At 48.6% G+C, this 22490-nt stretch carries 27 protein-coding genes; 15 read left to right on the top strand and 12 right to left on the bottom strand.

Annotation, left to right across the window (positions count from 1 at the left end; translation table 11 throughout):
- Window positions 1-145 precede the first annotated feature (145 nt).
- The 3 genes from JNC77_RS02045 to JNC77_RS02035 all read right to left on the bottom strand — a co-directional run bounded on the left by JNC77_RS02045 (window position 146) and on the right by JNC77_RS02035 (window position 4433).
- Entirely contained in the window at window positions 146-922 is a 777-nt protein-coding gene (locus JNC77_RS02045; RefSeq protein WP_374829046.1) for a Bax inhibitor-1/YccA family protein, read from the bottom strand.
- Window positions 923-1167: 245 nt separating this feature from the next.
- A complete protein-coding gene (locus JNC77_RS02040; RefSeq protein ID WP_374829045.1) occupies window positions 1168-3717 on the bottom strand; it encodes an ABC transporter permease in 2550 nt (849 codons plus the stop codon).
- A complete protein-coding gene (locus JNC77_RS02035) occupies window positions 3714-4433 on the bottom strand; it encodes an ABC transporter ATP-binding protein (RefSeq protein ID WP_374829044.1) in 720 nt (239 codons plus the stop codon). Before JNC77_RS02035 ends, JNC77_RS02040 begins: the two co-directional genes overlap by 4 nt.
- A 244-nt stretch (window positions 4434-4677) precedes the next feature.
- On the opposite strand from JNC77_RS02035, the gene JNC77_RS02030 reads away from it, so the two are divergent.
- Together JNC77_RS02030 and thpR are read left to right on the top strand one after the other, a co-directional pair.
- The gene (locus tag JNC77_RS02030; RefSeq protein ID WP_374829043.1) at window positions 4678-5415 is read left to right on the top strand and encodes an arylesterase; all 738 of its coding nucleotides are present in this window, start codon (window positions 4678-4680) and stop codon (window positions 5413-5415) included.
- A 214-nt stretch (window positions 5416-5629) separates the two neighbouring features.
- On the top strand, window positions 5630-6223 hold the full coding sequence (thpR, locus tag JNC77_RS02025; protein ID WP_374829042.1) for an RNA 2',3'-cyclic phosphodiesterase: 594 nt from the start codon (window positions 5630-5632) through the stop codon (window positions 6221-6223).
- On the opposite strand, the gene JNC77_RS02020 is transcribed toward thpR, so the two are convergent.
- Window positions 6175-6645 (bottom strand): low molecular weight protein-tyrosine-phosphatase, encoded by a 471-nt coding sequence (locus JNC77_RS02020; RefSeq protein WP_374829041.1) that lies wholly within the window; start codon window positions 6643-6645, stop codon window positions 6175-6177. The two genes, thpR and JNC77_RS02020, sit on opposite strands and share 49 nt — an antisense overlap.
- 61 nt (window positions 6646-6706) lie before the next feature.
- Between JNC77_RS02020 and JNC77_RS02015 the strand changes: the two genes are divergently transcribed.
- From JNC77_RS02015 to JNC77_RS01995, 5 genes are all read left to right on the top strand, one after another.
- Complete coding sequence (locus JNC77_RS02015) at window positions 6707-7003, top strand: 4a-hydroxytetrahydrobiopterin dehydratase (RefSeq protein ID WP_374829040.1); 297 nt, start codon at window positions 6707-6709, stop codon at window positions 7001-7003.
- A gap of 128 nt (window positions 7004-7131) precedes the next feature.
- On the top strand, window positions 7132-7524 hold the full coding sequence (locus tag JNC77_RS02010) for a YkvA family protein (protein WP_374829039.1): 393 nt from the start codon (window positions 7132-7134) through the stop codon (window positions 7522-7524).
- A 297-nt stretch (window positions 7525-7821) separates the two neighbouring features.
- Window positions 7822-8325 (top strand): invasion associated locus B family protein, encoded by a 504-nt coding sequence (locus JNC77_RS02005; RefSeq protein ID WP_374829038.1) that lies wholly within the window; start codon window positions 7822-7824, stop codon window positions 8323-8325.
- 287 nt (window positions 8326-8612) lie between these two features.
- Window positions 8613-9848: a dual-specificity RNA methyltransferase RlmN gene (gene rlmN, locus JNC77_RS02000; RefSeq protein WP_374829037.1), complete on the top strand. Its 1236-nt coding sequence runs from the start codon at window positions 8613-8615 to the stop codon at window positions 9846-9848.
- Window positions 9845-10324, top strand: coding sequence for a hypothetical protein (locus tag JNC77_RS01995; protein ID WP_374829036.1), 480 nt, complete (start codon window positions 9845-9847; stop codon window positions 10322-10324). Before rlmN ends, JNC77_RS01995 begins: the two co-directional genes overlap by 4 nt.
- 22 nt (window positions 10325-10346) lie before the next feature.
- Here JNC77_RS01995 and JNC77_RS01990 read toward each other — a convergent pair whose 3' ends face one another.
- A complete protein-coding gene (locus tag JNC77_RS01990; protein WP_374829035.1) occupies window positions 10347-11006 on the bottom strand; it encodes a LysE family translocator in 660 nt (219 codons plus the stop codon).
- Between the two features lie 203 nt (window positions 11007-11209).
- Here JNC77_RS01990 and JNC77_RS01985 point away from each other — a divergent pair, with 203 nt between their 5' ends.
- On the top strand, window positions 11210-12430 hold the full coding sequence (locus JNC77_RS01985; RefSeq protein ID WP_374829034.1) for an argininosuccinate synthase: 1221 nt from the start codon (window positions 11210-11212) through the stop codon (window positions 12428-12430).
- 71 nt (window positions 12431-12501) lie between these two features.
- On the opposite strand, the gene map is transcribed toward JNC77_RS01985, so the two are convergent.
- From map to JNC77_RS01955, 6 genes are all read right to left on the bottom strand, one after another.
- Window positions 12502-13281, bottom strand: a complete 780-nt coding sequence (map, locus tag JNC77_RS01980) for a type I methionyl aminopeptidase (RefSeq protein ID WP_374829033.1) — start codon at window positions 13279-13281, stop codon at window positions 12502-12504.
- Entirely contained in the window at window positions 13278-13490 is a 213-nt protein-coding gene (locus tag JNC77_RS01975) for a ParD-like family protein (RefSeq protein WP_374829032.1), read from the bottom strand. The genes map and JNC77_RS01975 overlap by 4 nt, the downstream gene beginning before the upstream one ends.
- A gap of 68 nt (window positions 13491-13558) precedes the next feature.
- Window positions 13559-14209 carry a PAQR family membrane homeostasis protein TrhA gene (trhA, locus tag JNC77_RS01970; RefSeq protein WP_374829031.1) on the bottom strand — a complete coding sequence of 217 codons (651 nt, stop codon included), beginning with the start codon at window positions 14207-14209 and terminating at the stop codon, window positions 13559-13561.
- Between the two features lie 124 nt (window positions 14210-14333).
- Window positions 14334-15029, bottom strand: a complete 696-nt coding sequence (locus JNC77_RS01965) for a transglycosylase SLT domain-containing protein (protein ID WP_374830429.1) — start codon at window positions 15027-15029, stop codon at window positions 14334-14336.
- An 82-nt stretch (window positions 15030-15111) separates the two neighbouring features.
- Window positions 15112-15300 (bottom strand): hypothetical protein, encoded by a 189-nt coding sequence (locus JNC77_RS01960; protein WP_374829030.1) that lies wholly within the window; start codon window positions 15298-15300, stop codon window positions 15112-15114.
- A gap of 164 nt (window positions 15301-15464) precedes the next feature.
- Window positions 15465-16157, bottom strand: coding sequence for a fumarylacetoacetate hydrolase family protein (locus tag JNC77_RS01955; RefSeq protein WP_374829029.1), 693 nt, complete (start codon window positions 16155-16157; stop codon window positions 15465-15467).
- Between the two features lie 288 nt (window positions 16158-16445).
- On the opposite strand from JNC77_RS01955, the gene JNC77_RS01950 reads away from it, so the two are divergent.
- Window positions 16446-18077, top strand: coding sequence for an alpha-D-glucose phosphate-specific phosphoglucomutase (locus tag JNC77_RS01950; RefSeq protein ID WP_374830427.1), 1632 nt, complete (start codon window positions 16446-16448; stop codon window positions 18075-18077).
- Window positions 18078-18115: 38 nt separating this feature from the next.
- Here JNC77_RS01950 and JNC77_RS01945 read toward each other — a convergent pair whose 3' ends face one another.
- Window positions 18116-19288 carry an Mrp/NBP35 family ATP-binding protein gene (locus tag JNC77_RS01945; RefSeq protein ID WP_374829028.1) on the bottom strand — a complete coding sequence of 391 codons (1173 nt, stop codon included), beginning with the start codon at window positions 19286-19288 and terminating at the stop codon, window positions 18116-18118.
- Between the two features lie 177 nt (window positions 19289-19465).
- On the opposite strand from JNC77_RS01945, the gene JNC77_RS01940 reads away from it, so the two are divergent.
- From JNC77_RS01940 to JNC77_RS01915, 6 genes are all read left to right on the top strand, one after another.
- Window positions 19466-19861: a VOC family protein gene (locus tag JNC77_RS01940; protein ID WP_374829027.1), complete on the top strand. Its 396-nt coding sequence runs from the start codon at window positions 19466-19468 to the stop codon at window positions 19859-19861.
- Window positions 19862-19934: 73 nt separating this feature from the next.
- Complete coding sequence (locus JNC77_RS01935; RefSeq protein ID WP_374829026.1) at window positions 19935-20336, top strand: hypothetical protein; 402 nt, start codon at window positions 19935-19937, stop codon at window positions 20334-20336.
- An 82-nt stretch (window positions 20337-20418) separates the two neighbouring features.
- On the top strand, window positions 20419-20952 hold the full coding sequence (locus tag JNC77_RS01930; RefSeq protein ID WP_374829025.1) for a copper chaperone PCu(A)C: 534 nt from the start codon (window positions 20419-20421) through the stop codon (window positions 20950-20952).
- A gap of 426 nt (window positions 20953-21378) precedes the next feature.
- Complete coding sequence (locus tag JNC77_RS01925) at window positions 21379-21564, top strand: hypothetical protein (RefSeq protein ID WP_374829024.1); 186 nt, start codon at window positions 21379-21381, stop codon at window positions 21562-21564.
- The gene (locus JNC77_RS01920) at window positions 21561-22067 is read left to right on the top strand and encodes a hypothetical protein (protein WP_374829023.1); all 507 of its coding nucleotides are present in this window, start codon (window positions 21561-21563) and stop codon (window positions 22065-22067) included. The genes JNC77_RS01925 and JNC77_RS01920 overlap by 4 nt, the downstream gene beginning before the upstream one ends.
- A gap of 147 nt (window positions 22068-22214) precedes the next feature.
- Complete coding sequence (locus JNC77_RS01915) at window positions 22215-22448, top strand: hypothetical protein (RefSeq protein ID WP_374829022.1); 234 nt, start codon at window positions 22215-22217, stop codon at window positions 22446-22448.
- The last annotated feature ends 42 nt before the right edge of the window (window positions 22449-22490 follow it).

The raw sequence follows: 22490 nt of genomic DNA, 5'->3' as shown, positions 1-22490 counted from the left end.
GCAGGCGGAGACATAATCATGAGTGCTATTGCATAGTTTAAATGAAAGGCACAAGACCTAATTAAAAAAGAGGGGGTTTTTAAAAAAAAACCAATAAAAAAGGCGGCCATTCAGCCGCCTTTTTCAATTCATTCACATTCAGTGATTAGTCCCGGTTGCCCATGAACTGAAGCAGGAACATGAACATATTGATGAAGTCGAGATACAGACGCAGCGCGCCCATAACAACTTTACGACCCTGCGTTTCGGAACCATCACCTTCGTAATACATTTCCTTGATCGACTGGGTGTCATAAGCGGTCAAACCAGCAAAGATCAATACGCCGATAACCGAGATTGCAAACTGCAACGCGGTAGAGCCGAGGAAAATATTAACAACAGATGCAATGATCAGGCCGAAGAGACCCATCATCAGGAACGAGCCCATCGCCGACAGGTCACGCTTGGTGGTGTAACCATAAAGCGACAGCGCGCCGAATGAAGCAGCCGTTACGAAGAATGTACGAACGATGCTTTCGCCGGTGAAGACCAGGAAAACCGATGAAAGCGAAATACCTACCAGCGCCGCATAGCCCCAGAACACAGCATTTGCTGTTGCAACTGAAAGACGTTCAATGCGGAAGCTCAGGAAGAAGACTGCAGCCAATGGTGCAAGCATTACAACCCAGCGCAATGGCGAGGTGTAAAGAGTTGCGCCAAATGAGGTGAGCATTTTACCGTTGCTCATCTGCGCGACGGCCAATGATGCATCTGTGGTGGTTGCCAATGCAGCCATTGCGAAAGCCGCAATACCTGTGACAGCCAAACCAATAGCCATCATATTATAGACGCCGAGCATGTAACTGCGCAGGCCCTGATCGATGCCTGCTTCTGCGCGGGCTCCAACCGGACCACGCGCCTGAATGTTGCGATAGTCAGCCATGACTTAAAATCCTTTTGCGTTGTCCCGTCCGGTGTCGGTGCGCTCAGCATTCACGAAACATACGTGACCACCAAAACACTCCAGGCGCCGCTGGCGGGACCCCAGCATGCCTGAACATATTATGGGGATTATCAAGCCCCGACACAAGACAATGTTTAAAAAAACCAGCGATTCCGCCACGATTCGGGTCGTTTTTTTATATATCGACCAGTACCTTAACATAAAATCCGATAAAATTGCTCCTGTTATAACTCCCGCAATATACTGGCCGGCTTTTGTCCAAGCACCCGCCATGTTCCGGCAAGCCCGAATCCTATCGTCAAAATCAATGCGATGAAAACGGTCATACCTGCTACATCGGGTAAGAATTCTGCTTTCAGCCGCATGATTTGCGCAATCACATACCAGCCAGCCAAACCGCCGGCCAAAAGCGCAAAAACAGCTGTTGCCAGTCCCAGCAGCATATATTCGAGCACATAGGCTTTAATCAGCGTGCCACGCGTAGCGCCCAAAGTTTTTAACACCACAGCATCATAAATCCGCGCCCGATTGCCCGCAGCCAATGCCCCGCCCAACACCAGAACAGATGCCGCCAACGCAATCGAAGCGGCTGCACGAATGGCTGTGGAAAGCTGTGATATCAATGTGTTGGCTACTTCCACCGCATCTTTGACACCAACGGATGTAATGGTCGGATAGGTTTGAGTCACCTGTCGCAACACATCGGCGGTCAGATTTTTATCGCCATTATCCAAAGTGAGGGTCGAAAGCCACGTCACCGGCGCACCGGCAAAGGTATTAGGCGAAAACACCATGACAAAATTCATCGCCAATGTTTCCCATTGCACCTGCCGGACATTGGCAATTTTAGCGGTAATATTGCGCCCCAGCACATTAACCGTAATCGTATCGCCGATTTTCAAGCCCAAATCTTGCGCTTCTTGAGCGGCGAAAGAGACGAGCGGTTCGCCGCTATAGTCGGTTGGCCACCACTCCCCTTCATTGAGCGTCGCATTATCAGGCATATTTGCAGAAAAAGTGATGCCGCGATCGCCGCGCAGCACCCATCCGCCTGCTGCCGGAATATCCATTTTTCGCACATTGGTGCCATTGAGCTCAATCACACGACCGCGCAACATGGGTGCGGCAGTGAGTTTACCGTTAGGAGCAATGCCGCCGACCAATTTCTGGAAGCCATCGATTTCCGCATTTTGTATATCAACGAAGAAAAAATCAGGTGCTTGCGCTGGAATATTGGAGGCCACTTGCTGACGCAAATTGCCATCCACCAGCGCCAAAGCCACCATTAATGTCAGCCCCAAACCAAGCGATAAAACGACCGAAGAGGTCAGTGCATTCGGCCGGTAAATATTGCCGATAGCCAAACGTAATGCTGTGGAGCGGGTGCGAGGTGCTTTTCTAGCGATATATTGAATGAGGTGTGCCACCAGCCGCAAAATGATAAAGGCTGCAATCGTTGCTGTGATAAACACCACTGCAATGCGCCGGTCATAAGCCACGTAAAGCGCCAATCCGGCCAACAGTGCCATCAAAGCAAAAGCAAGGATAAAATAAATCCAAGGCGCGCGGCCATGATGTGCCACACCGTTTTCGCGCAGCAATTCTGTTGGTGCGACAGAGCGTGCCCGCCCCAGCGGGATGCTGGCAAAAGCCCAAACTGTGATGAGGCCAAAAACAGCGGCCAAAAACAGCGACCAAGGATAAACACCGCTCATACCTGTCACCGGCAGATAGCCATCCAATGCCGCCATTGCGGCAAAAGGAATAAGCATTGCAAGTCCTAAGCCAATCACAATACCGATCAAAGCAATCAGTGTGATCTGGATGAGATAGACAAGAACTGCAAAACGCGCAGGCGCCCCCAGTGATTTAAACATCGCAATCACGGCACGTTTGCTGTCAAGATAAGCACGCACCGCATTGGCCACGCCAACACCACCAACGATCAGTGCTGTTAAACCAACAAGAGTTAAAAACTGCGAGAAACGTTCAATATTCGCCGTTAAAGATGGTGCCGCATTGTTGCGGCTGCGGATATTCCAGCCTGCATCGGGAAAGTCTTTAGCGGCGTCGGCGCGAATTTGCGTCAACGCACTATCGCCTGCATCATCAGGCAATGCGATCTTATAAATATGAGTGACCAAACTTCCGGGTTGAATAAGACCGGCACCGGATAAAGCATCGAGCGATATCATAAAACGGGGCGCAAAACTAAAGCCGTCCGATAATAAATCCGGCTCTTCGTCGATCACAGCCCGCAATTGAAAACGTGCAGTGCCGAGTAGAATATCGTCGCCGATATTCATGCCCATCCGGTCAAGAAAAAGCTGCGAAACCAACGCTCCATAGATACCATCTTGTGGCGCAAAACGCGCATCTTGCGCGAGATCAGGCGTGGTTTTTAAATCACCATAAAGCGGATAGCTCTGATCGACAGCCTTAACTTCAACCAAGGACTGGTCACTGCCATCGGCTTTTCTGGCCATCGAGCGCATGGTGGCGCTTTCGGATAATTGACCTTGCTTGTCTAAAAAATGTTTTTCTGCTTGCGTGACCTGGCGCTGCTGCAACGCAAAGCTCATGTCGCCCGCCAGGATGCTGCGCCCTTGTGCAGCAATGCCATCGCCCACCGATTGCGCCACCGAATTAACGCCGCCGATTGCAGCCACGCCTAAGGCAATACAGGCAATGAACACATAAAAACCGCTCAAACCACCGCGCATTTCACGCAGAGCATAGCGTAGCGCCAGCGCCACAGATTTAATCACGCTCATGCAGATACCGCCTGCCTTGAGGCGTTCATCTTTTCGCTTTCGATCAAGCCGGACCGTACCGGAATTTCCAGATCACAACGCGCCGCCAGTGAAGGATCATGGGTGACAAGCACCATCGTCAAGCCAGTTTCACGCTGCTTGGTAAAAAGGAGATCAGTAATTTGCTGGCCTGTGACCGTGTCCAGATTACCGGTTGGCTCATCGGCGATCAGAATTTTCGGCGATGGCGCAAGTGCGCGGGCAATGGCCACACGCTGCTGTTCGCCACCCGATAATTGGGAAGGGTAATGATTAAGGCGTTCTCCAAGGCCAACAGCGCGCAATTCTTTTTCAGCCACCTCAAAAGCATCTTTGCGCCCAGCCAGTTCCAGCGGCACCGCCACATTTTCGAGTGCTGTCATGTTGGGAATCAGATGAAAAGATTGAAAAACAATACCGATATTCTGACCGCGGAATGCAGCTGCCTGATCTTCATTCATCAAATCAAGGCGCTCGCCATGAATGGTGACACTGCCGCTATCAACTTTTTCCAAACCAGCCAGCACCATCAAAAGCGTTGATTTACCGGAGCCCGAAGGCCCGACGATGCCGAAAGAATGCCCTTGTTGCAATGACAGGCTAATGCCTTTCAATACATGAACGGAAGAAACTCCGTGTCCTAAAGTTAGCTCAATATTGTCGAGCACGATTGCCTGTTCAACAGTTTGATGTGACACGTATTTTTCTTCCCTTATCCATGATCTTGCCTCATATTTCACGCAATCTTGGTCTAGTTGTGGCTTGGTCTAGTTATGAGCAATAACAAAATATTTACGATGAAACCGAGTATTATCATTGGTGATGCAGATTGTTTTACCCAAGTATGATCTAACTTAAACAAGCAAAGCGGTTCTCGCCGCTTTAAAATTGCAAATGCTGGCCTCCCACATTTGCATACTCCGGCAATATGGGTTTTTCTGAATGCGTTTCAAACCTCTTGCAGCTTTTCTTCACATTATCCTCATCATCGCCATTATGGGGCTGTTTGCACTTGCCGCCCGTGCGCAAGGAACGGTGCAAAATCCGGAGCCGGATATGGAAGAATCATCAGGACTGGAAGAGGTTTTGCCCGAAGACCAACTATCATCATTTAAAATTATCGGCTTCGGCGACAGCCTGATGGCTGGCTATCTGCTGCCGGCAGGTGATGCTTTTCCCCAGCAGCTGGAAGATGCACTTCTTAAAAACGGGTTTGATGTTTCAGTCGAAAATGCCGGTGTTTCAGGAGACACCACCACCGGCGGCTTGGAACGCCTCAATTGGTCGGTGCCTGATGATGCCGATCTGGTGATTTTAGAACTTGGCGCCAATGATGCTTTACGCGGCATTGCGCCGGAAATTACCGCGCAAAACCTCGATCAAATGCTGGAGCGTTTGCAGGCACGCAAAATTCCGGCTGTTTTGGCTGGTATGATAGCACCACCGAATATGGGCGCGGATTACGCGGCGCAGTTCAATCCGATTTATCAAAAGCTTGCCGATAAATATCAAGTGCCGCTTTATCCGTTCTTTCTTGAAGGCGTGATGACCAATCAATCTTTGCAGCTCGAAGACGGTATGCATCCGAATGCAGAAGGCGTGGCTGTGATGGTTGCAAACTTCTCCCCCTTTATTCAAAAAACCATCACAGAGCTGCAAAATCAGGGGAAAGCCCAATAAAACATTGGTTCAAACAGTTAAATTGACTTGCCCCAAAGCACTTTCAATGTTTGGCTGACATATCGCCTTGCATTGAGCAGGCGATGAAAAGCAGAAATTAAGCACTCAAATGCCTGAAACTGCTGAAAAATTACAGCAGCTTCACGCAAGTGCCCCAAGCACAGCCGTTTAAGGCTTTTACAGTTTAGGGCACGACAGTTCGGGGAGTTGCCAGATGCCACGTCTTTTCACCGCTCTCGAAATCCCACGCGATGCTACACTTTCCCTCTCGCTGCTACGCGGCGGTTTGCCCGGTGCACGCTGGATTGATGTTGAAAACTATCACCTGACATTGCGCTTTATCGGCGATATTGAAGGCCATATTGCTGATGAAATCGTATCTGAATTCGACCGTATCGAACGGCAGCAATTTTCTTTGACCCTTTCGGGTGTCGGGGCTTTCGGCTCCAAAAAACCACATAGTATTTATGCAGGCGTTGCCCCTTCACCGGAACTGAATGCGCTGCAGGCCGAGATCGAACGCATCTGCCAGCGCCTAAGCGTACCGGCTGATCCGCGCAAATTTGTGCCCCATGTCACCCTTGCACGGTTGAAAAACCCGCGTGACGGCGATGTGGCGCATTATCTTTCATCACGAGGTAACTTTGCCACCCAACCCTTTACCGTCTCGCGCTTTGTGCTGATGTCATCGCGCGATTCTATCGGCGGCGGTCCTTATATTATTGAAGAAACGTGGCCTTTGAACCGCCCGTCTTCACTTCAAAAGCGCTCGGCAAGCGCTTTTGAAGATGAAAGCACCATGCGATAAACCTCTTCAAAACCAGACATATCACCAAAATAAGGATCGGGGATTTCCATATCCCCGATCCCTGAAATATCGGTAAAAAGCGCAATATGTGCGGTGGCGTCGTCTGGTTTTCTTTGCGCAAGTGTGGCCATATTGACCTGATCCATACCCAAAATCAGATCAAAATTATAAAAATCATCGCGGGTGAGCTGGCGGCAGCGCTGTGCCGCAATATCAATGCCATGCAACCTTGCCACTTCAATCGAACGGGGATCGGGTGCTTCGCCGGTGTGATAACCATTGGTGCCGGCAGAATCGAAATGAATGATCTCGTCACGCCCGGAATTTTCCCAGACGTGGCGCATCACGCCTTCTGCCAAAGGCGAGCGGCAAATATTGCCAAGACAGATAAATAGAATGGAACGCGGCGTATTTTTGAGCATAATCCCATCACCCATATGCGTTTATTTAACAACATACCTATCTAAACCGGAGCATGAGTGAATGTCACGCACACTTCTGACCCCACAAGAACTTGCCGATGCTCTCATCGCTTTGCCTGACTGGGAAATGGTCAATAGCGGCAAAGCTATCCGACGCCTGTTCACTTTCCAAAATTTCAATGCCGCATTCGGTTTTATGACCCGTATTGCGATGCATGCAGAAAAGCTCAACCATCATCCGGAGTGGTCCAATGTTTATAATAAAGTGGAAGTTACACTCACCACCCATTCCAGCCACGGTATTACCAAACTGGATATTCAAATGGCTGAAATTATGGATCGGCTTGGCAGCAGTTAAAAACCGGATAATATCCTTCAATAACTTGCACGAAGATGAAAGCCTCCCCATTTATAGCTCATTGTGGCTCGTGCCGCCCCAAAACGCACATGAACTATTCTGCTTATTAAAGTCCCGGAGGGATGTTGATGGATGATGTGAAAATAGGAGAAATTCTGGAACCTGGTGATGACAACACCTACCAGCAGCGTAAAGACAAAGTGAAAAACGGCTTTTGGAAAACCGTGCGGCGCGCCGGCCGCCATATTCCGTTTATGGATGAAGTGGTTGCCGCTTATTTTTGCGCACTGGATCCGCAAACACCGCGCCGTGTCCGCATGACTCTGATGGCGGCACTGGCTTATTTTGTCCTGCCGTTTGATTTTATTCCGGACATGCTGATAGGCATTGGTTTTACCGATGATATCGCTGTGCTCATGGCCGCACTGGCAGCAATCCGCACCCATATTACCCCTGCCCATCGTGCAGCGGCCAAAACTGCTCTGCAGGAAGCCGACGGCACAGCAAACAAACATGCATAAACAAAGTTGATTATTACACTCAAATTCAACCTTTACACAAACAAAAACAAACTTATTATCAGTAGTCGCGAATATGACAAAATCTCGCCACCTTCTTTTGGCTGATGTCTGAGCAATCAGAGACGAGATGACGACCATTTTCCACAAGGCGAAAAAACTTGGACATTTTCGCTAAATCTTCACCGTTTAGTAACCTAAATTAAGTCAAATTAAGGGTAATTGAACGGGACGGCCTGTGAACGGCGGTTATCCCGATCTACCATTTTGAAGCAAACGAAAGAGAACCGGTAAAAAACAATGCTTGGAAAATCGATCGTCGCGGCTTCGGTGTTTACAATTGCAATGGCGGGTTCGGCACTCGCACAGACACCGACCCAGATTAAACAGTTCGACGTCTGGGGTGCCTATAGCTATAAGTCAGGTAACGGCAAGGTTTGCTATGTGCTGTCGGTTCCGACCCAGATGCAGCCATCATCCGTTAATCATGGCGACAATTTCTTTCTGGTCACCCAGAAGCCTGGTCAGAACGTGTCTTTCGAACCACAGTTCATGGCTGGTTATGACCTGAAAGCTAATTCTAAAGTAACCGTCACCATCGGTTCACGTTCATTCAATATGTTTGTGAACGGAAAATCGGGCTGGATGGAAAATGCAGCAGAAGAACCGCAGCTGATCGCAGCAATGCGCGGTGGTGCGGATATGGTTGTAAAAGCGCAATCCCAGCGTGGTACAAACACAAGCTACACCTATTCGCTGAAAGGCATTACCGCAGCATTGAACGCCATTCAAAACTGCAAGTAATTTCTTGATCTATGAAATCTGATTTTTTGAAACTTTAGTTTTCGATTTCAGATTGATTTTTCAAAGCCGGGCTTTAAGTCCGGCTTTTTTGTTCTATATAGAAAAAAGCCCCAATTGCCTGTTACCCAATTGCTTGTTAAATGACGCAATAGAACATGTGTGATGACGGCTGCGCTTTTTCATGTTATGAGCGCGCCTAACAAAGCCTTTGAAGAGGCTACAGGCATATGATGTGCCTTGATCATACCCACATTTAATTCGAACCAACACAGAAGAACTGTAAAACGATGTCCATTTCTTTCGACCTGACACAGGATGATACACGTGACCGTCTGGCGCAGCATATTCGCGCCAACAGGCCGCTGAAACCATCTTTGATCGGTCTTTCCCGCGAAGAAATGGCAGAAGCATTGGTCAATGTCGGCGTTCCGCCACGTCAGACAAAAATGCGCATCGCCCAGCTCTGGCATTGGCTCTATGTGCGCGGCGTATCCGAGTTTGATGATATGCTGAATATTTCCAAGGATTTGCGTCATACGTTGACGGAAAATTTCAGTATTCAACGGCCGGAAATGGTTGAAGAACAGATCTCCAATGACGGAACCCGCAAATGGTTGTTCCGTTTTCCGCCACGCGGTGCCGGTCGTCCGGTGGAAATTGAAACCGTTTATATTCCTGAAGAAGGTCGCGGCACTTTGTGCATCTCCTCGCAGGTTGGTTGCACACTCACTTGCTCTTTTTGCCATACCGGTACCCAGAAAATGGTGCGTAACCTGACCGCCGAAGAAATTCTGGCGCAGCTTCTCGTGGCGCGTGATCGCTTGGGCGATTTCCCTGAAAAAGGCACACCAGATGGTGCAATTGTGCCGGCAGAAGGCCGCAAGGTTACCAATATCGTCATGATGGGTATGGGTGAGCCGCTTTATAATTTTGAAGAAGTGAAAAAGGCGCTGTTGATTGCCTCTGATGGTGATGGCTTGGCGCTTTCCAAGCGCCGTATTACGCTCTCCACATCCGGTGTTGTGCCTGAAATATACCGCACCGGCGAAGAAATTGGCGTGATGCTGGCGATTTCGCTTCATGCTGTGCGTGATGAATTGCGCGACATGCTGGTGCCGATCAATAAGAAATATCCGCTGGACGAATTGATGAAAGCCTGCCGTGATTATCCGGGGCTTTCCAATGCCAAGCGCATTACCTTTGAATATGTAATGCTTAAGGATGTGAATGACAGTTTGGAAGATGCCAAAGCACTGGTGAAACTGCTGCGTGGCATTCCTGCAAAGATCAACCTTATCCCGTTCAACCCTTGGCCTGGCACCAATTACCAATGCTCGGATTGGGAGCAGATCGAGCGTTTTGCTGATTATGTCAATGCGGCTGGTTATGCGTCTCCAATCCGCACCCCGCGTGGGCGCGATATTTTCGCAGCCTGCGGCCAGTTAAAATCCGAATCTGAAATCATGCGCAAGAGTGAACGTCTTCAACTTGAAGCCATGATAGCAGAGGAAAATGCTGTTTGAAGCAATCCTCCGGCATTTTAATTTTAAAAATTCTGGCCGGCTATGTTTTGACCACACTGGTTGCCCTCATATGCTTGTTTTTTGTGTCCGCTCCTCAAAGTTTTCTGTTTCCTGAAGGCATAGAAGACCCAGTTGAATTTATTCATGGCATTGGTGCGGTTTTGCTGATCGGCTGGGTTTTAACTGCCTTTATCATGGCTGTGCCTTGCACAATTTTTATTCTGATTACGGAAATTTTTGCCCTTAAAAACCGTCTGACCTACATGATTTTCGGAGCAATGCTAGGCATTGCCATCATTTATTATAATTGGTTTGAAAATCTTATCTCAGGACGACTGATGCCCTTTGAAGACAGCTTGTTTAAATTAGGCGGCCTTATTATCAGTGGTGCCATTTGCGGATTGATTTATTGGAAGATCGCCGGTCGCAATGCCGGTACAATCAGACAAAGAATTTGCAATAAAAACGGGGTTTAAATCCCCGTTTTCTTATTCATTATTATTTGGTTTGAGCGGTCAGAATTTTCAGGGCAAAGGCCGAGAATACACCAGCAAACAACCAATCAATAATACGAGTAACTTTCGGGTTTTTCTTCAAAAGACCAGCAAACTTATCGGCTACCAGCACCATAGGAATGGTGAAAGGCAGCGCCATCGGAATAAAGATCAGCCCCAAAAACAACAATTTTCCCGTCACATGCGGATCATGTGCCGACACAAATTGCGGTAAAAACGTCATGTTGAACAAAATCACTTTCGGGTTGAGCAAATTGATGCCTAAACCAGTAAGCCAGTTTTGCCAGAATGTGTGTTTCTTCGTAACGTTCTTTTCCAGTGAAAAAGCCGAGCCTTTGGTGATCGCCTGAAATGCCAGCCAGACAAGATACATAGCTCCCACCACCTTCAACACCCAAAAGGCTGTTGGTGAAGCAATGATGAGTGCTGATAAACCCAGCGCCACCATGCTGCTATGAATAACAATGCCGGTGCAGGCGCCTGCCATACAGGCAAAACCGGCAGCCTTACCTTCCGACAAAGAACGCCCGACAAATAGTGTCATATCAGGTCCGGGGGTGAGAGACAGGATCGCAGTTGCGATAAAAAACTGCACAATCACCGGCCATTCAGGAATAAATGTGAGCGCCGCCAAAAATGACATCCGAACCTCATGTAAGATGAATTTTCGGCAAGCTAACGCGAATAGAGGCGATTATCTATCATTTTTTTTGACAGAAACAACGCCTCTTGCACCATCATACTTGCACAGTCTTATCCAGCTGATAAAAGACCAAGTAACAAATATATTTCTCTGACCCTTTCTGGCCGTCAACCGGCTGATTTTGCATCGAACGGAAGTGAATTATGAGCAAGTTGAAAGACGTTAAAAAAGTCGTTCTCGCCTATTCGGGCGGCCTCGATACATCCATCATTCTGAAATGGCTGCAAACCGAACTGAATGCAGAAGTTGTGACCTTTACTGCTGATCTGGGTCAGGGCGAAGAACTTGAACCTGCGCGCAAAAAAGCAGAAATGCTCGGCATCAAAGAAATCTATGTTGAAGATGTCCGTGAAGAATTTGTTCGTGATTTCGTCTTTCCGATGTTCCGCGCCAATGCGGTTTATGAAGGCGTCTACCTGCTCGGTACTTCCATTGCACGTCCGCTCATTTCCAAGCGTTTGATCGAAATCGCTGAAGAAACCGGTGCGGATGCCATTGCACACGGCGCAACCGGTAAAGGCAACGATCAGGTTCGTTTCGAGCTTTCCGCTTACGCGCTCAATCCGGACATCAAGATCATTGCACCTTGGCGCGACTGGGCATTCAAGAGCCGTACAGACCTGCTCAACTTTGCTGAACAGCACCAGATCCCTGTTGCAAAAGACAAGCTCGGCGAAGCACCATTCTCCGTTGATGCCAACCTGCTGCATTCTTCATCCGAAGGTAAAGTTCTGGAAGATCCAGCAGTTGAAGCCCCTGAATATGTACATATGCGCACCATTTCGCCGGAAGCCGCACCAGACAAGCCAACCATCATCAAGATCGGCTTTGAAAAAGGTGATGCGGTTTCCATCAACGGCATCCGCATGTCACCAGCAACGATTCTCGCCAAGTTGAACGATTATGGCCGTGACAATGGTATTGGTCGTCTTGACCTTGTAGAAAACCGTTTTGTCGGCATGAAGTCACGCGGCGTTTACGAAACACCAGGCGGCACCATCTTGTTGGCAGCGCATCGCGCAATGGAATCCATCACTCTTGACCGAGGTGCGGCTCACCTTAAAGATGAACTGATGCCACGTTATGCAGAGTTGATCTATTACGGCTTCTGGTTCTCGCCTGAGCGTGAAATGTTGCAGGCCGCAATCGACCTCAGCCAGCAGCATGTTGAAGGTGAAGTAACCCTGAAACTCTACAAGGGCAATGTTATCGTCACCGGTCGTGAAAGCGATAAGTCGCTTTATTCCGATGCGCTTGTTACCTTTGAAGACGATCACGGCGCCTATGACCAGAAAGATGCAGCAGGCTTCATCAAGCTCAATGCATTGCGTCTGCGTACATTGGCGGCACGTAATCGTCGCTAATTTTATCCGCATAAAAAATGAAAAAGCCCTTTCGCAATGCGGAAGGGCTTTTTTTACATCAAAATTTGCTTTTATTTCAGCAAATCCAGCATTTTTTCTTCATCGGGGCGCAGTGTCAAAACCCTGACTCCATCGGCTGTCACTTGCACAGTATGCTCGAACTGGGCGGACAGTTTTCCGTCCTTTGTGACCACCGTCCAGCCGTCTTTTTTGGTTTTGACCCGCGCGGTTCCCTGATTGAGCATTGGCTCGATGGTAAAGGTCATGCCTTCATGCAACACCACGCCGGTGCCTGCTTTGCCCACATGAATAATATCCGGTGCTTCATGCATTTCGCGCCCTATACCATGGCCGCAATATTCGCTCACCACGCCATAGCCATATCCCTTGGCAAAGCGCTCGATCGCATGGCCGATATCGCCAACAGTCGCGCCGGGACGCACGACCGCAATCCCCTTCCACAAGGCTTCATAAGTGCTGCGCACCAACTTTTCCGCATAAGGCGCTACACTGCCGATCATATAAGTCTTACTGGAATCAGCGATAAAGCCGTCTTTCTCAAGCGTGATGTCAAAATTGATGATCTGACCAGTGGCAATCACATCCTTTTCCGACGGCATTCCATGGCAGACCACCTCATTGCGTGAGCAGTTCAGCACATAGGGATAATCATATTGCCCTTTGCTGGCAGGGCGTGATTTCAACGTGTTGACGATATAATCTTCCACCTGATCATTCACCTGCATGGTGGTCATGCCCACCAACGGCAGCTGATCAATGAAGACAAAAACATCAGCCAGCAAGCGGCCGGATACAGCCATTTTTTCCAGTTCTTCAGCACTTTTTATCATGAATGAGCCTGCACAATTTGCCCCAGATCCACCTTGGCGCTGCGTAACTGCATCTGCACAATGTCATTAAATGTCATGTCGGGATGCGCTTGCGCCAACATGCCGATTTTCATCCAATATTCTGCCTGTGCGTTGATAGAGCGGCACATCACATCGCTGGCTTTACGCAACTCTTCATGCAGCTCGTCATTAATTTTTACAATACCCATAGCTCAACCAATATATGATTCATATACGAAACATATACTGATCAATTACCATAAAATCAAACTGAAATTCATGTCAAAGAGCTGGCAAAAAACACGGCACAATAATGTAGCGCCGCCCCTGACACGACAAACCCATGCCAGATGGCATTTTGAAAGCGTAACCGCTCCCAAACATGGAAAATGACACCTAGCGAGTAAACCACGCCTCCGGCAGCGATCAGCCAGAGTGTAGTGGGTGAAAGCACTTGAAAAAGTGTGTCATAAACCAGAATCCCGCTCCAGCCTAACGCCAGATAAAGCACAATCGACAATCGCTCAAAACGTGCCGGCCACATAAGCTTCAGGCTTACTCCTAATAGTGCTACACCCCACACAAAGCTCAATAAATATGGTGCTTGTCCACCAGTCTGGATAAGAAAAGGCGTATAGGTTCCGGCGATCAGAACGTAAATCGCCGCATGATCAAAACGACGCAAAAACCACTTTACCCGTGATACCGGCCAGATATTGTAAAGTGCCGACATTGTTAAAACCAGCACCAGCGACAATGCATAAATTGCAATTGCCATAGACTTGGAAACAGGCAAAACCGGCAGTGTGTAAATGAGCAATGCGACTGCACCGATCAAACCAAGTATCACGCCCAACACATGGATAACCCCATCCGCCCATAATTCGGCACGGTTATAATTCCATGAGGGATTGGTCTTAGTCGTCATAGCGGTGCTTTCTGCTTACTCGTTCCAGGCGCAAACATTCTGCATATATAGGCTGTCGTTTGCGCGACTTGAAGATGTCGCGCAATTATGACATGGCTATGACTTTAAAAGAGAAGACAGATTGCTATTTGCGAGCTGGACGCAAACCGGTTTCTTCCAGCAGACCTTTACGCTTGGCATCATAATAATAGCCGCGCGCATAGAATCTAACCGCCTGACTTTCGTCACCATCGGCCACTTTATAAGCACCAGCGAGATACTTAACCGCATATTTGAGGTTGGTTTCAGCATCCAGCAAACCGCTGGCCACACCGCGATACCCCATACCGCGCGCCGTCGGATGGCTGATCTGCATCAATCCCCAATAAGGCCCGTTACGTGCTGCCGGATTAAAACGGCTTTCACGATGCACCACGCGACGCACCAGCCGTTCGGGCACTTCATAGGTGGAAGCATATTTCTGGATGAGTTCATCAAGGCCGGTTGGTGCATTCGGCGGTGTCTCAAAGGCTAAATTGGCAGCCAGCGAACCCGGCGATGAATCCGCCGGTGTTCCGGCATAAGCCATGGCCGGTATAGCTGCTTCACGTGATAACGGCAAAGGGGCGGACTGCTGCAAACCGGCAATTTGCATGGCAGCTGCGGCTTCTGACTCGGCATCGACAGGTGTATCAGCATTTGCAACAGCAACCGCATTGTTGCCATCAGCCGCTTGACCTGTTTCAGCATCGGTTGACACCGAAGATAGTAAAGCCGTTTGTGATGAAGAGCCCTCACCTGTCGTATTGCAACCGGATAAAACCAGTCCAATCGCTGACATGGCAAGTCCGACACAAAAAATACGTGTCCGCGCCAGAACAGATGTCTGGTTGTAACCGTTGAGAGCCGTAATCATTAAACTTTTACGCTTCAAAATCTGTAGTCAGGCGTTTTTCAAGCTCGACCAAATCTTCAGGAAGCGGCAGACCACTGGCTTTCAATGTATTGAGTTTTTCATGCAAGGCTTCACGAATTTCATGCGCATCTTCCGGCTGGTTCACCATCTGCTCAAACAAGAGCGCCAGTTCTGCCTTGATATCCTCAAATGCCATGACCAATCCTTTTGCAATGTAAATTCCAAACGCCGGAATCTCTTCCCACACCTGAACTAAGCCTAAAGCTACCACGTATTGGAGTACTTAAGAAAGAGCAAAGCGTGTAACATCTGATAAAATCAATATTACACGCTGTTAGAATAGTGTTTAAGTATTTATTATTACACCACTTTACAGCGCACACTGCCAAGCTTGTCAATGCCGCCTTCGATGCTGTCTCCGCGCTGAATAGCACCAACACCTGCCGGTGTGCCGGTGAAAATCAAGTCACCTGCTTTTAACTCAAACAGTGATGAAAGATAAGCGATGCTCTCGCCTACTTTCCAGATCATCTGATTGAGATCACCGCTCTGGCGCGTTTCACCATTCACTTTCAACCAGATAGCACCCGATGAAAGATGACCGCATTCTTCAACGTGCACCAGATCACCGCAAGGTGCAGAATGATCAAACGACTTGGCGGTCTCCCATGGCCGGCCGGCTTTTTTAGCGACAGCCTGCAAATCACGACGTGTCATATCAATGCCAACCGCATAGGCATAGACATGATCCAGCGCGCTTTCCGCCGCAATATCCGCACCATCTTTACCGATTGCTACGACCAGTTCAATCTCGTGATGCACATCATTGGTCTGCGACGGATAAGGAAAATCAGCATTTCCTTCCACCAGACAATCAGGGCTTTTCTGGAAGAAAAACGGGAAAGAACGGTTTGGATCACCACCCATTTCTACCACATGGTCAGCATAATTTTGACCAACGCAATAGATCCGATGCACCGGAAAGTGCTGATCAATCCCTTTAACAGGCAAGCTTGCCTGTGGTTGCGGTGCGAAAACATAAGTCTGTGACATGGAATATCCTGTCTTTAGCAAGCTGTTTTTTATGTGCCACGATTTAGACGTATAAGAGCTGTGCGCACAAGCCTGAAAGATTAAACTTTAGCTAAGGCTTAGACAGGATTGAATAGATCCCTATACGAAATACAATTTGCTTTTGTGCAACTAAAGCGGCAGACACAGAATATTATCAAGTCCGCGCAATATTGATATCCTAACATCATCTGAATGCGCTAAACAGCATTGAAGATCATTAAAAAAGCAAAGAAGAACCGAAACGCCATGACAAAGATGAGTGATGATATAGTGATCAAAACTGTAGCAACGGAGCCTTATCTGGATCAATTACCCGGCACATCGGGTTTGCGTAAAAAAGTACCGGTCTTTCAGCAGGAAAATTATGCCGAAAATTTCATTCAGTCGATTTTTGACGTGATCGGCAATCTGCAAGGGCAAAAGCTTATCATTGGTGGTGATGGTCGTTTTTATAATGATCAGGTGATTCAGAAGGCGATACGTCTGGCTGTTGCCAATGGGTTTGGCCATGTGATGATCGGTCAAAACGGTATTTTATCAACACCTGCCGTTTCCAATCTGATCCGAAAATATCAAGCACTCGGCGGCTTGGTGCTTTCTGCCAGCCATAATCCGGGCGGTCCGAAACAAGATTTCGGCATCAAATACAATATCAGCAATGGTGGTCCGGCGCCTGAAAAAATCACCAATGCAGTTTTCGAGCGCACAAAACATATTGATCAATATTTCAGCGTTGAAACCCCAGACATTGATCTAAGCCACATTGGCAAACATCAGATTGGCGCAACCACCATCGAGATCATCGACAGTGTTGCTGATTATGCCGAAATGATGGAAGAAATCTTTGATTTCGATGCCATTCGCGCTTTGATAAAAGCCGGCTTTACGCTGCAATTTGATGCAATGCATGCCGTCACCGGCCCTTATGCCAAAGAGATTTTTGAAAAGCGCTTGGGTGCGTTGGAAGGCAGTGTCATCAATGCTGTGCCACTACCGGATTTTGGCGGCCAGCACCCAGACCCCAACCTGATCTATGCCAAAGGGCTTTATGATCTGCTGATGTCGGACAATGCACCGGATTTTGGTGCAGCCTCTGACGGCGACGGCGACCGCAATATGATTGTCGGACGCGGCATGTTTGTGGCACCATCTGATTCCCTCGCGGTGCTTGCCGCCAATGCGCATCTGGTTCCGGCTTATTCATCTGGATTGAAAGGCATTGCCCGCTCAATGCCGACAAGCTGTGCCGCTGATCGTGTGGCCGAAAAACTGAAAATCGGCATGTATGAAGTGCCGACCGGCTGGAAGTTCTTCGGCAATCTGCTCGACCATCAAATGGCAACCATCTGTGGCGAGGAAAGTGCAGGCACAAGCTCTGATCATGTGCGCGAAAAAGACGGTCTTTGGGCGGTCTTGTTATGGCTCAATATTCTGGCTGTGCGTCGCCAAAGTGTGGCCGATATTGTCAATGAGCATTGGCGCATTTTTGGCCGCAACTATTATTCACGCCATGATTATGAAGGGGTGGACACTGATATTGCCAACAAGGTCATGCAACGTCTGCGTGATGAGCTCGCTTCTCTGTCCGGCACCACCATTGATGGTCAATCAATCGAAAAAACCGATGACTTTGCCTATCATGATCCGGTGGATCAGTCAGTCAGCGCCCATCAAGGCATTCGGATTTTATTTAATAATGGTTCGCGCATTGTTGTGCGTTTGTCAGGCACCGGCACTACAGGTGCTACCATCCGCATTTATATTGAACGCTATGAAGCAAATGAAGATAAGCTGGCACTCGACACCCAAGAAGCACTGGCAGAGCTTATTGAGATTGCAGAAAAGATCACACAGGTAAAAGCCATTACCGGCTTTGCTATGCCCACCGCCATCACCTGAGGCATTAAAAAAGGCCGGTTAACCGGCCTTTTTTAATATCAATCGAAAACAATATTAGGTGCCTGACGGCCGCTGCCACCTTCGCCCGCATTGATATTGTCCCAAACCTTTTTCGCCATATCGCGATAGATCTGCGCATGCACACTTTCAGGCTCTATGGCGGTAATGGGTGTGCCTGCATCGGAATAAGCACGCACATCCATATGCAGCGGCACTTCGCCCAAGAAAGGCACGCCAATGCGCTCGGCTTCTGCCTTAGCACCGCCATGACCGAAAATGTCATAACGTGCGCCCGTATCAGGGGCGAGAAAATAGCTCATATTTTCCACCACGCCCAGCAAAGGGATTTCCACTTTGCGGAACATGTTCAAACCTTTACGCGCATCAATCAGCGCCAGATCCTGCGGCGTCGAAACAATGACGGCACCGGAAAGCGGCACTTTCTGTGCCATAGTCAATTGCACGTCGCCAGTGCCTGGAGGCATATCCACCACCATCACGTCGAGATTGCCCCAATTGACCTCACGCAGCATTTGCGTAAGTGCTGAAACCACCATCGGGCCGCGCCAGATCATAGGCGCATCTTCATCAACCATAAAGCCCATCGACATCACTTTGATGCCATAGCGCTCCATCGGCTCGATGCGTTTGTCACGGGTCTGTTCCGGCTGACCGGAAATACCCAGCAGACGCGGCATAGAGGGGCCATAAATATCGGCATCCAAAATGCCGACTTTCAAGCCATTGGCATGAAGTCCGAGCGCCAGATTGACCGTGGTGGTGGATTTCCCCACCCCGCCTTTGCCGGAAGCAACTGCGATAATATGTTTGACACCCGGAACCCCAGCTTTTGGAGGCAATGTCGGTGCGCCTTGCGGGCGGGTCGCCTGTGGTTGTGGTTGAGCCGGACGTGCAGGCTGCGGACGTGGTGGCGGTGCATCATCACTGGTACGGCCACCGATTTTTTCAGCCGTCAATGTCACGAGTGTACTTTTTACACCAGGAATGCCAGAGACTACTTTTTCAGCCATGCTGCGCAACGGCTCCAGTGCCTCGGCCCGGTCTGAGGGAACCGTAATGGAAAAGAACACTTTACCATCGGCAATAAATATATCTGAAACCAATCCGAGCGAAACAATATCGCCTTTAAAATCCGGCCCCGTCACCTGCCGGAGTTGGTTGAGAACCTGTTCGCGCGTTACACCTGACATTGAGCCTTCATCCCGCATCATCATTTTGATACATATAGGGATAAAGCAGTTTGCAAGAAAAGGCCAACCCTTCAAGAGCGCTTCTATGCAGATTTTAAGCGCAACATTCCTCTGCTCTCTTCATTGTCATTTCACATGAGACTGATAAAAAGAGCCAAACTTTATAAGGAGCGTTTAATGGCTAAAGCTATTCACAGTATGATCCGGGTGCTTGACGAACAAAAATCCGTTGATTTTTATGCCGGCGCATTCAGTTTGAAAATTGCCGAACGTATTGAATTTGAAGCATTTACTCTCGTCTATCTTCGCAATGAAGAAAATGATTTTGAGTTAGAACTCACCATCAATAAAGGACGCGAAATTCCTTATGATCTGGGTGACGGTTATGGCCATTTAGCCTTCGTGGTCGATGATCTCAACGCTGAACACAAACGCATGACAGCTCTAGGTTTTGCGTCACGTGATATAGTCGAGTTTAAAAATGGCGACACACTTGTTGCCCGTTTCTTCTTCATCAGTGACCCTGACGGCTACAAGATCGAAGTGATCCAGCGTGGCGGCCGCTATATTTAAGCCTTGGCAAGATTGATGCTTCCACGCTAAATACAAGCTAAGATTATAAAACTCTTAATCCGGCAGACGGTGAATGGTGCAAAACACAACAAAAAAAACAGCACTTCTGATACGCTTTCTAAGCGTATTGGCTCTATTTTTTGTCGCTTTTGCCCATAAGCCGATCGAACTACGCGCGACAGAAGCTTCCGATTTTTTACGCTCCGAATTCAGACTGCCGGACGGGACATTTCCGGTCATCTGCCTCGACAGCAGTCGCGATATTAACGGCAAACCCGGCGAAACACGCCATCTGCATGTGGCTGATTGCGATGCCTGCCGGCTGACCGCCAAATTCGTCTGCCCTGCCCCTAACGCCTCATCCGGCCCTGTACTCCATCCAGCTTTAGCGCACGGGGAGATTTTATCCGAAACAATTATCAGCCGGATAATCTACCCGCCAGCGGCACCGCCACGCGCACCTCCTGTTGCCTGATCTTTTTAAATCTCAACGAAATTGCGCCGTAAACTCACAATTATTGCGCATCGATAATGATTAAAAATTCAGGATTATTTCAATGATGTTACGTTTTTTTGCTGCAACTTCTGCGGCACTTCTCATCAGCCTTTCCGCGGCACACGCCCATTCGCCTTCAAAGCCAGCCCCCCATGAATCCCACGGCCATGCAGACCATGCAGACGCAATTAAACTGGGGGACCTGTCACTTGCTGCACCAACAGTGCGCGCAAGCGTGCCCGGTGCCAGCGTGGCTGGTGGGTATATCCTTATTACCAATAACGGCAAAGAAGCCGATCGCCTTGTGGCGGCTTCAACTCCAACCGCCGATCATGTTGAAATCCATGAAATGAGTATGGAAAATGACGTGATGAAAATGCGTCAGCTCAAAAATGGTCTGGAAATTCCGGCCGGTGAAACTGTGGAGCTGAAATCGGGTGGTTATCACCTTATGTTGATGAAGCCTGCCAAGCCTTATGTTGAAGGGACAACAGTTCCGGTTACACTGGAATTTGAAAAGGCAGGTAAAGTGGATGTGGAATTTAACGTCACATCCGCTAAAGGCAAAGCGGCTTCAGAACATAGCCACCACTAAGCGAGCCTTTTGCGTCTACGGGGGCACTGCTTAAACTTCTGCCGGACAAGGCCAACTGATTTTGTCCGGCATTTTTATTGCTTCAATCATTTTTCAAAAAACCTTCATCCAATCGCCATGCTGTGACCTTGGTTAGCTTTTATCCACTGTTTACGCGCAATTTGTCACAGCTAAATTAAATGTCATGATCGCCCTTTGCAGCTTAAAAAATATTTGCTATTGAAAGTGCAGTAAACATGACTATTTTAGTCTAGAATAATTCTAAACTATTGAAATATAACGAAAATACTTAAATTTCATTTGACAGATTAGAGAATCCACGGTTCTATGTCTGCAAATGAAACTGGCAAAGATAGCTCTGCTGCCTTACCAGCTTCGTTCAACCTTTAATGTCTGGGCCTTGAACCCGTTCGATTGGAGGACCTTATGTTTGGTCTCAAAAAAGACCGTTACGCTGCGGATGACAGATTGCAGGTGCAATTTTTCTCCGCAACCAATGGTCAACGCATTATTGCCTCTGCCTCTGCTTTTGCCCCAATGGCAGCAGCACCTTATTTATATCACCCAGTTGCCAGCACAGCTTGCGAAGCTGCACCGCGGAGGTTCTCATGAACCCACGTATTGCCGAATTAAACGGCAGCAACACATGCTATTTTGACCGCCTGCCGGAACGGCTGGTGCTTGAAGGTTATCGTCGCTGGATTGCCGGCTTTGAAACCGGAACCGTTTTGCCATGGGAAATGACCTGGGCACTTTATAGTGATGCGGTTGGCATTGATGCCAGCAAAGCACTCATTGCGGAGCTTTCGCAATTTGTACGCGTGCTGCGCCACTGCGCCTTATGCCCTTTGCATAGTTTCCCCTTCGATTCCCATCAGGTCTGTCAGGCTGAATGCCTGACCTTAGGGCTAATTTCCGCTATGCAGAACGGCGATCAAGCGACAATCGATGCCTGTCTTGGCTCCATAGCTTGCAAAAGCCGCTGTCTGGAAGTGGAAAAGGCAGCGCAGGATTTTGCTGATGGCTTGATGGCGGCTGATCAGATTTTACTGCCGATTCCTACGAATGCATTGATGAGCGCACTTAGCCGTACCTCGGCGGTGACCGTTCACTAGAGATCAGTCTGAACATGAGGCGGTGCGGTCTTAATCAGTTTGCCCTAATCCTCCCGACTGACACTTAAGATACGCATCGCCGGACCAACAGTTAACTCTTGCATTTGAGCCCAGTCTTCTCAAATGCCCCACACAACGGAGAGTGTTATGCTTGCCAGTACTGAAAAACGCCTCGGAATTATTGCGGCTTCAGCTTTGACAGCAGCTTCACTGCTTATGATGAGCCAGCAACATCCGCTGACCACTTACAAAGTGGCCGAAATCGTTTCGCCTATGCCTGTGGTACAAACACTGGCTGATGTAACAAGTACGGATATCCAAAAGCTCGTTGTTGACTTTTCCGACAAACAGCACAGCGCCCAGCGTTTAGCCATGCGTTGATGCTGCTGCACTTTATCACCCAAACTTGTTAAAGTGCACCGG

The organism is Paenochrobactrum pullorum (genome assembly GCF_041929845.1).
Taxonomy (GTDB): domain Bacteria; phylum Pseudomonadota; class Alphaproteobacteria; order Rhizobiales; family Rhizobiaceae; genus Paenochrobactrum; species Paenochrobactrum pullorum.
Note: the sequence above shows the minus strand (reverse complement) of the source record. Positions and strands in the feature narration are given on the sequence as shown.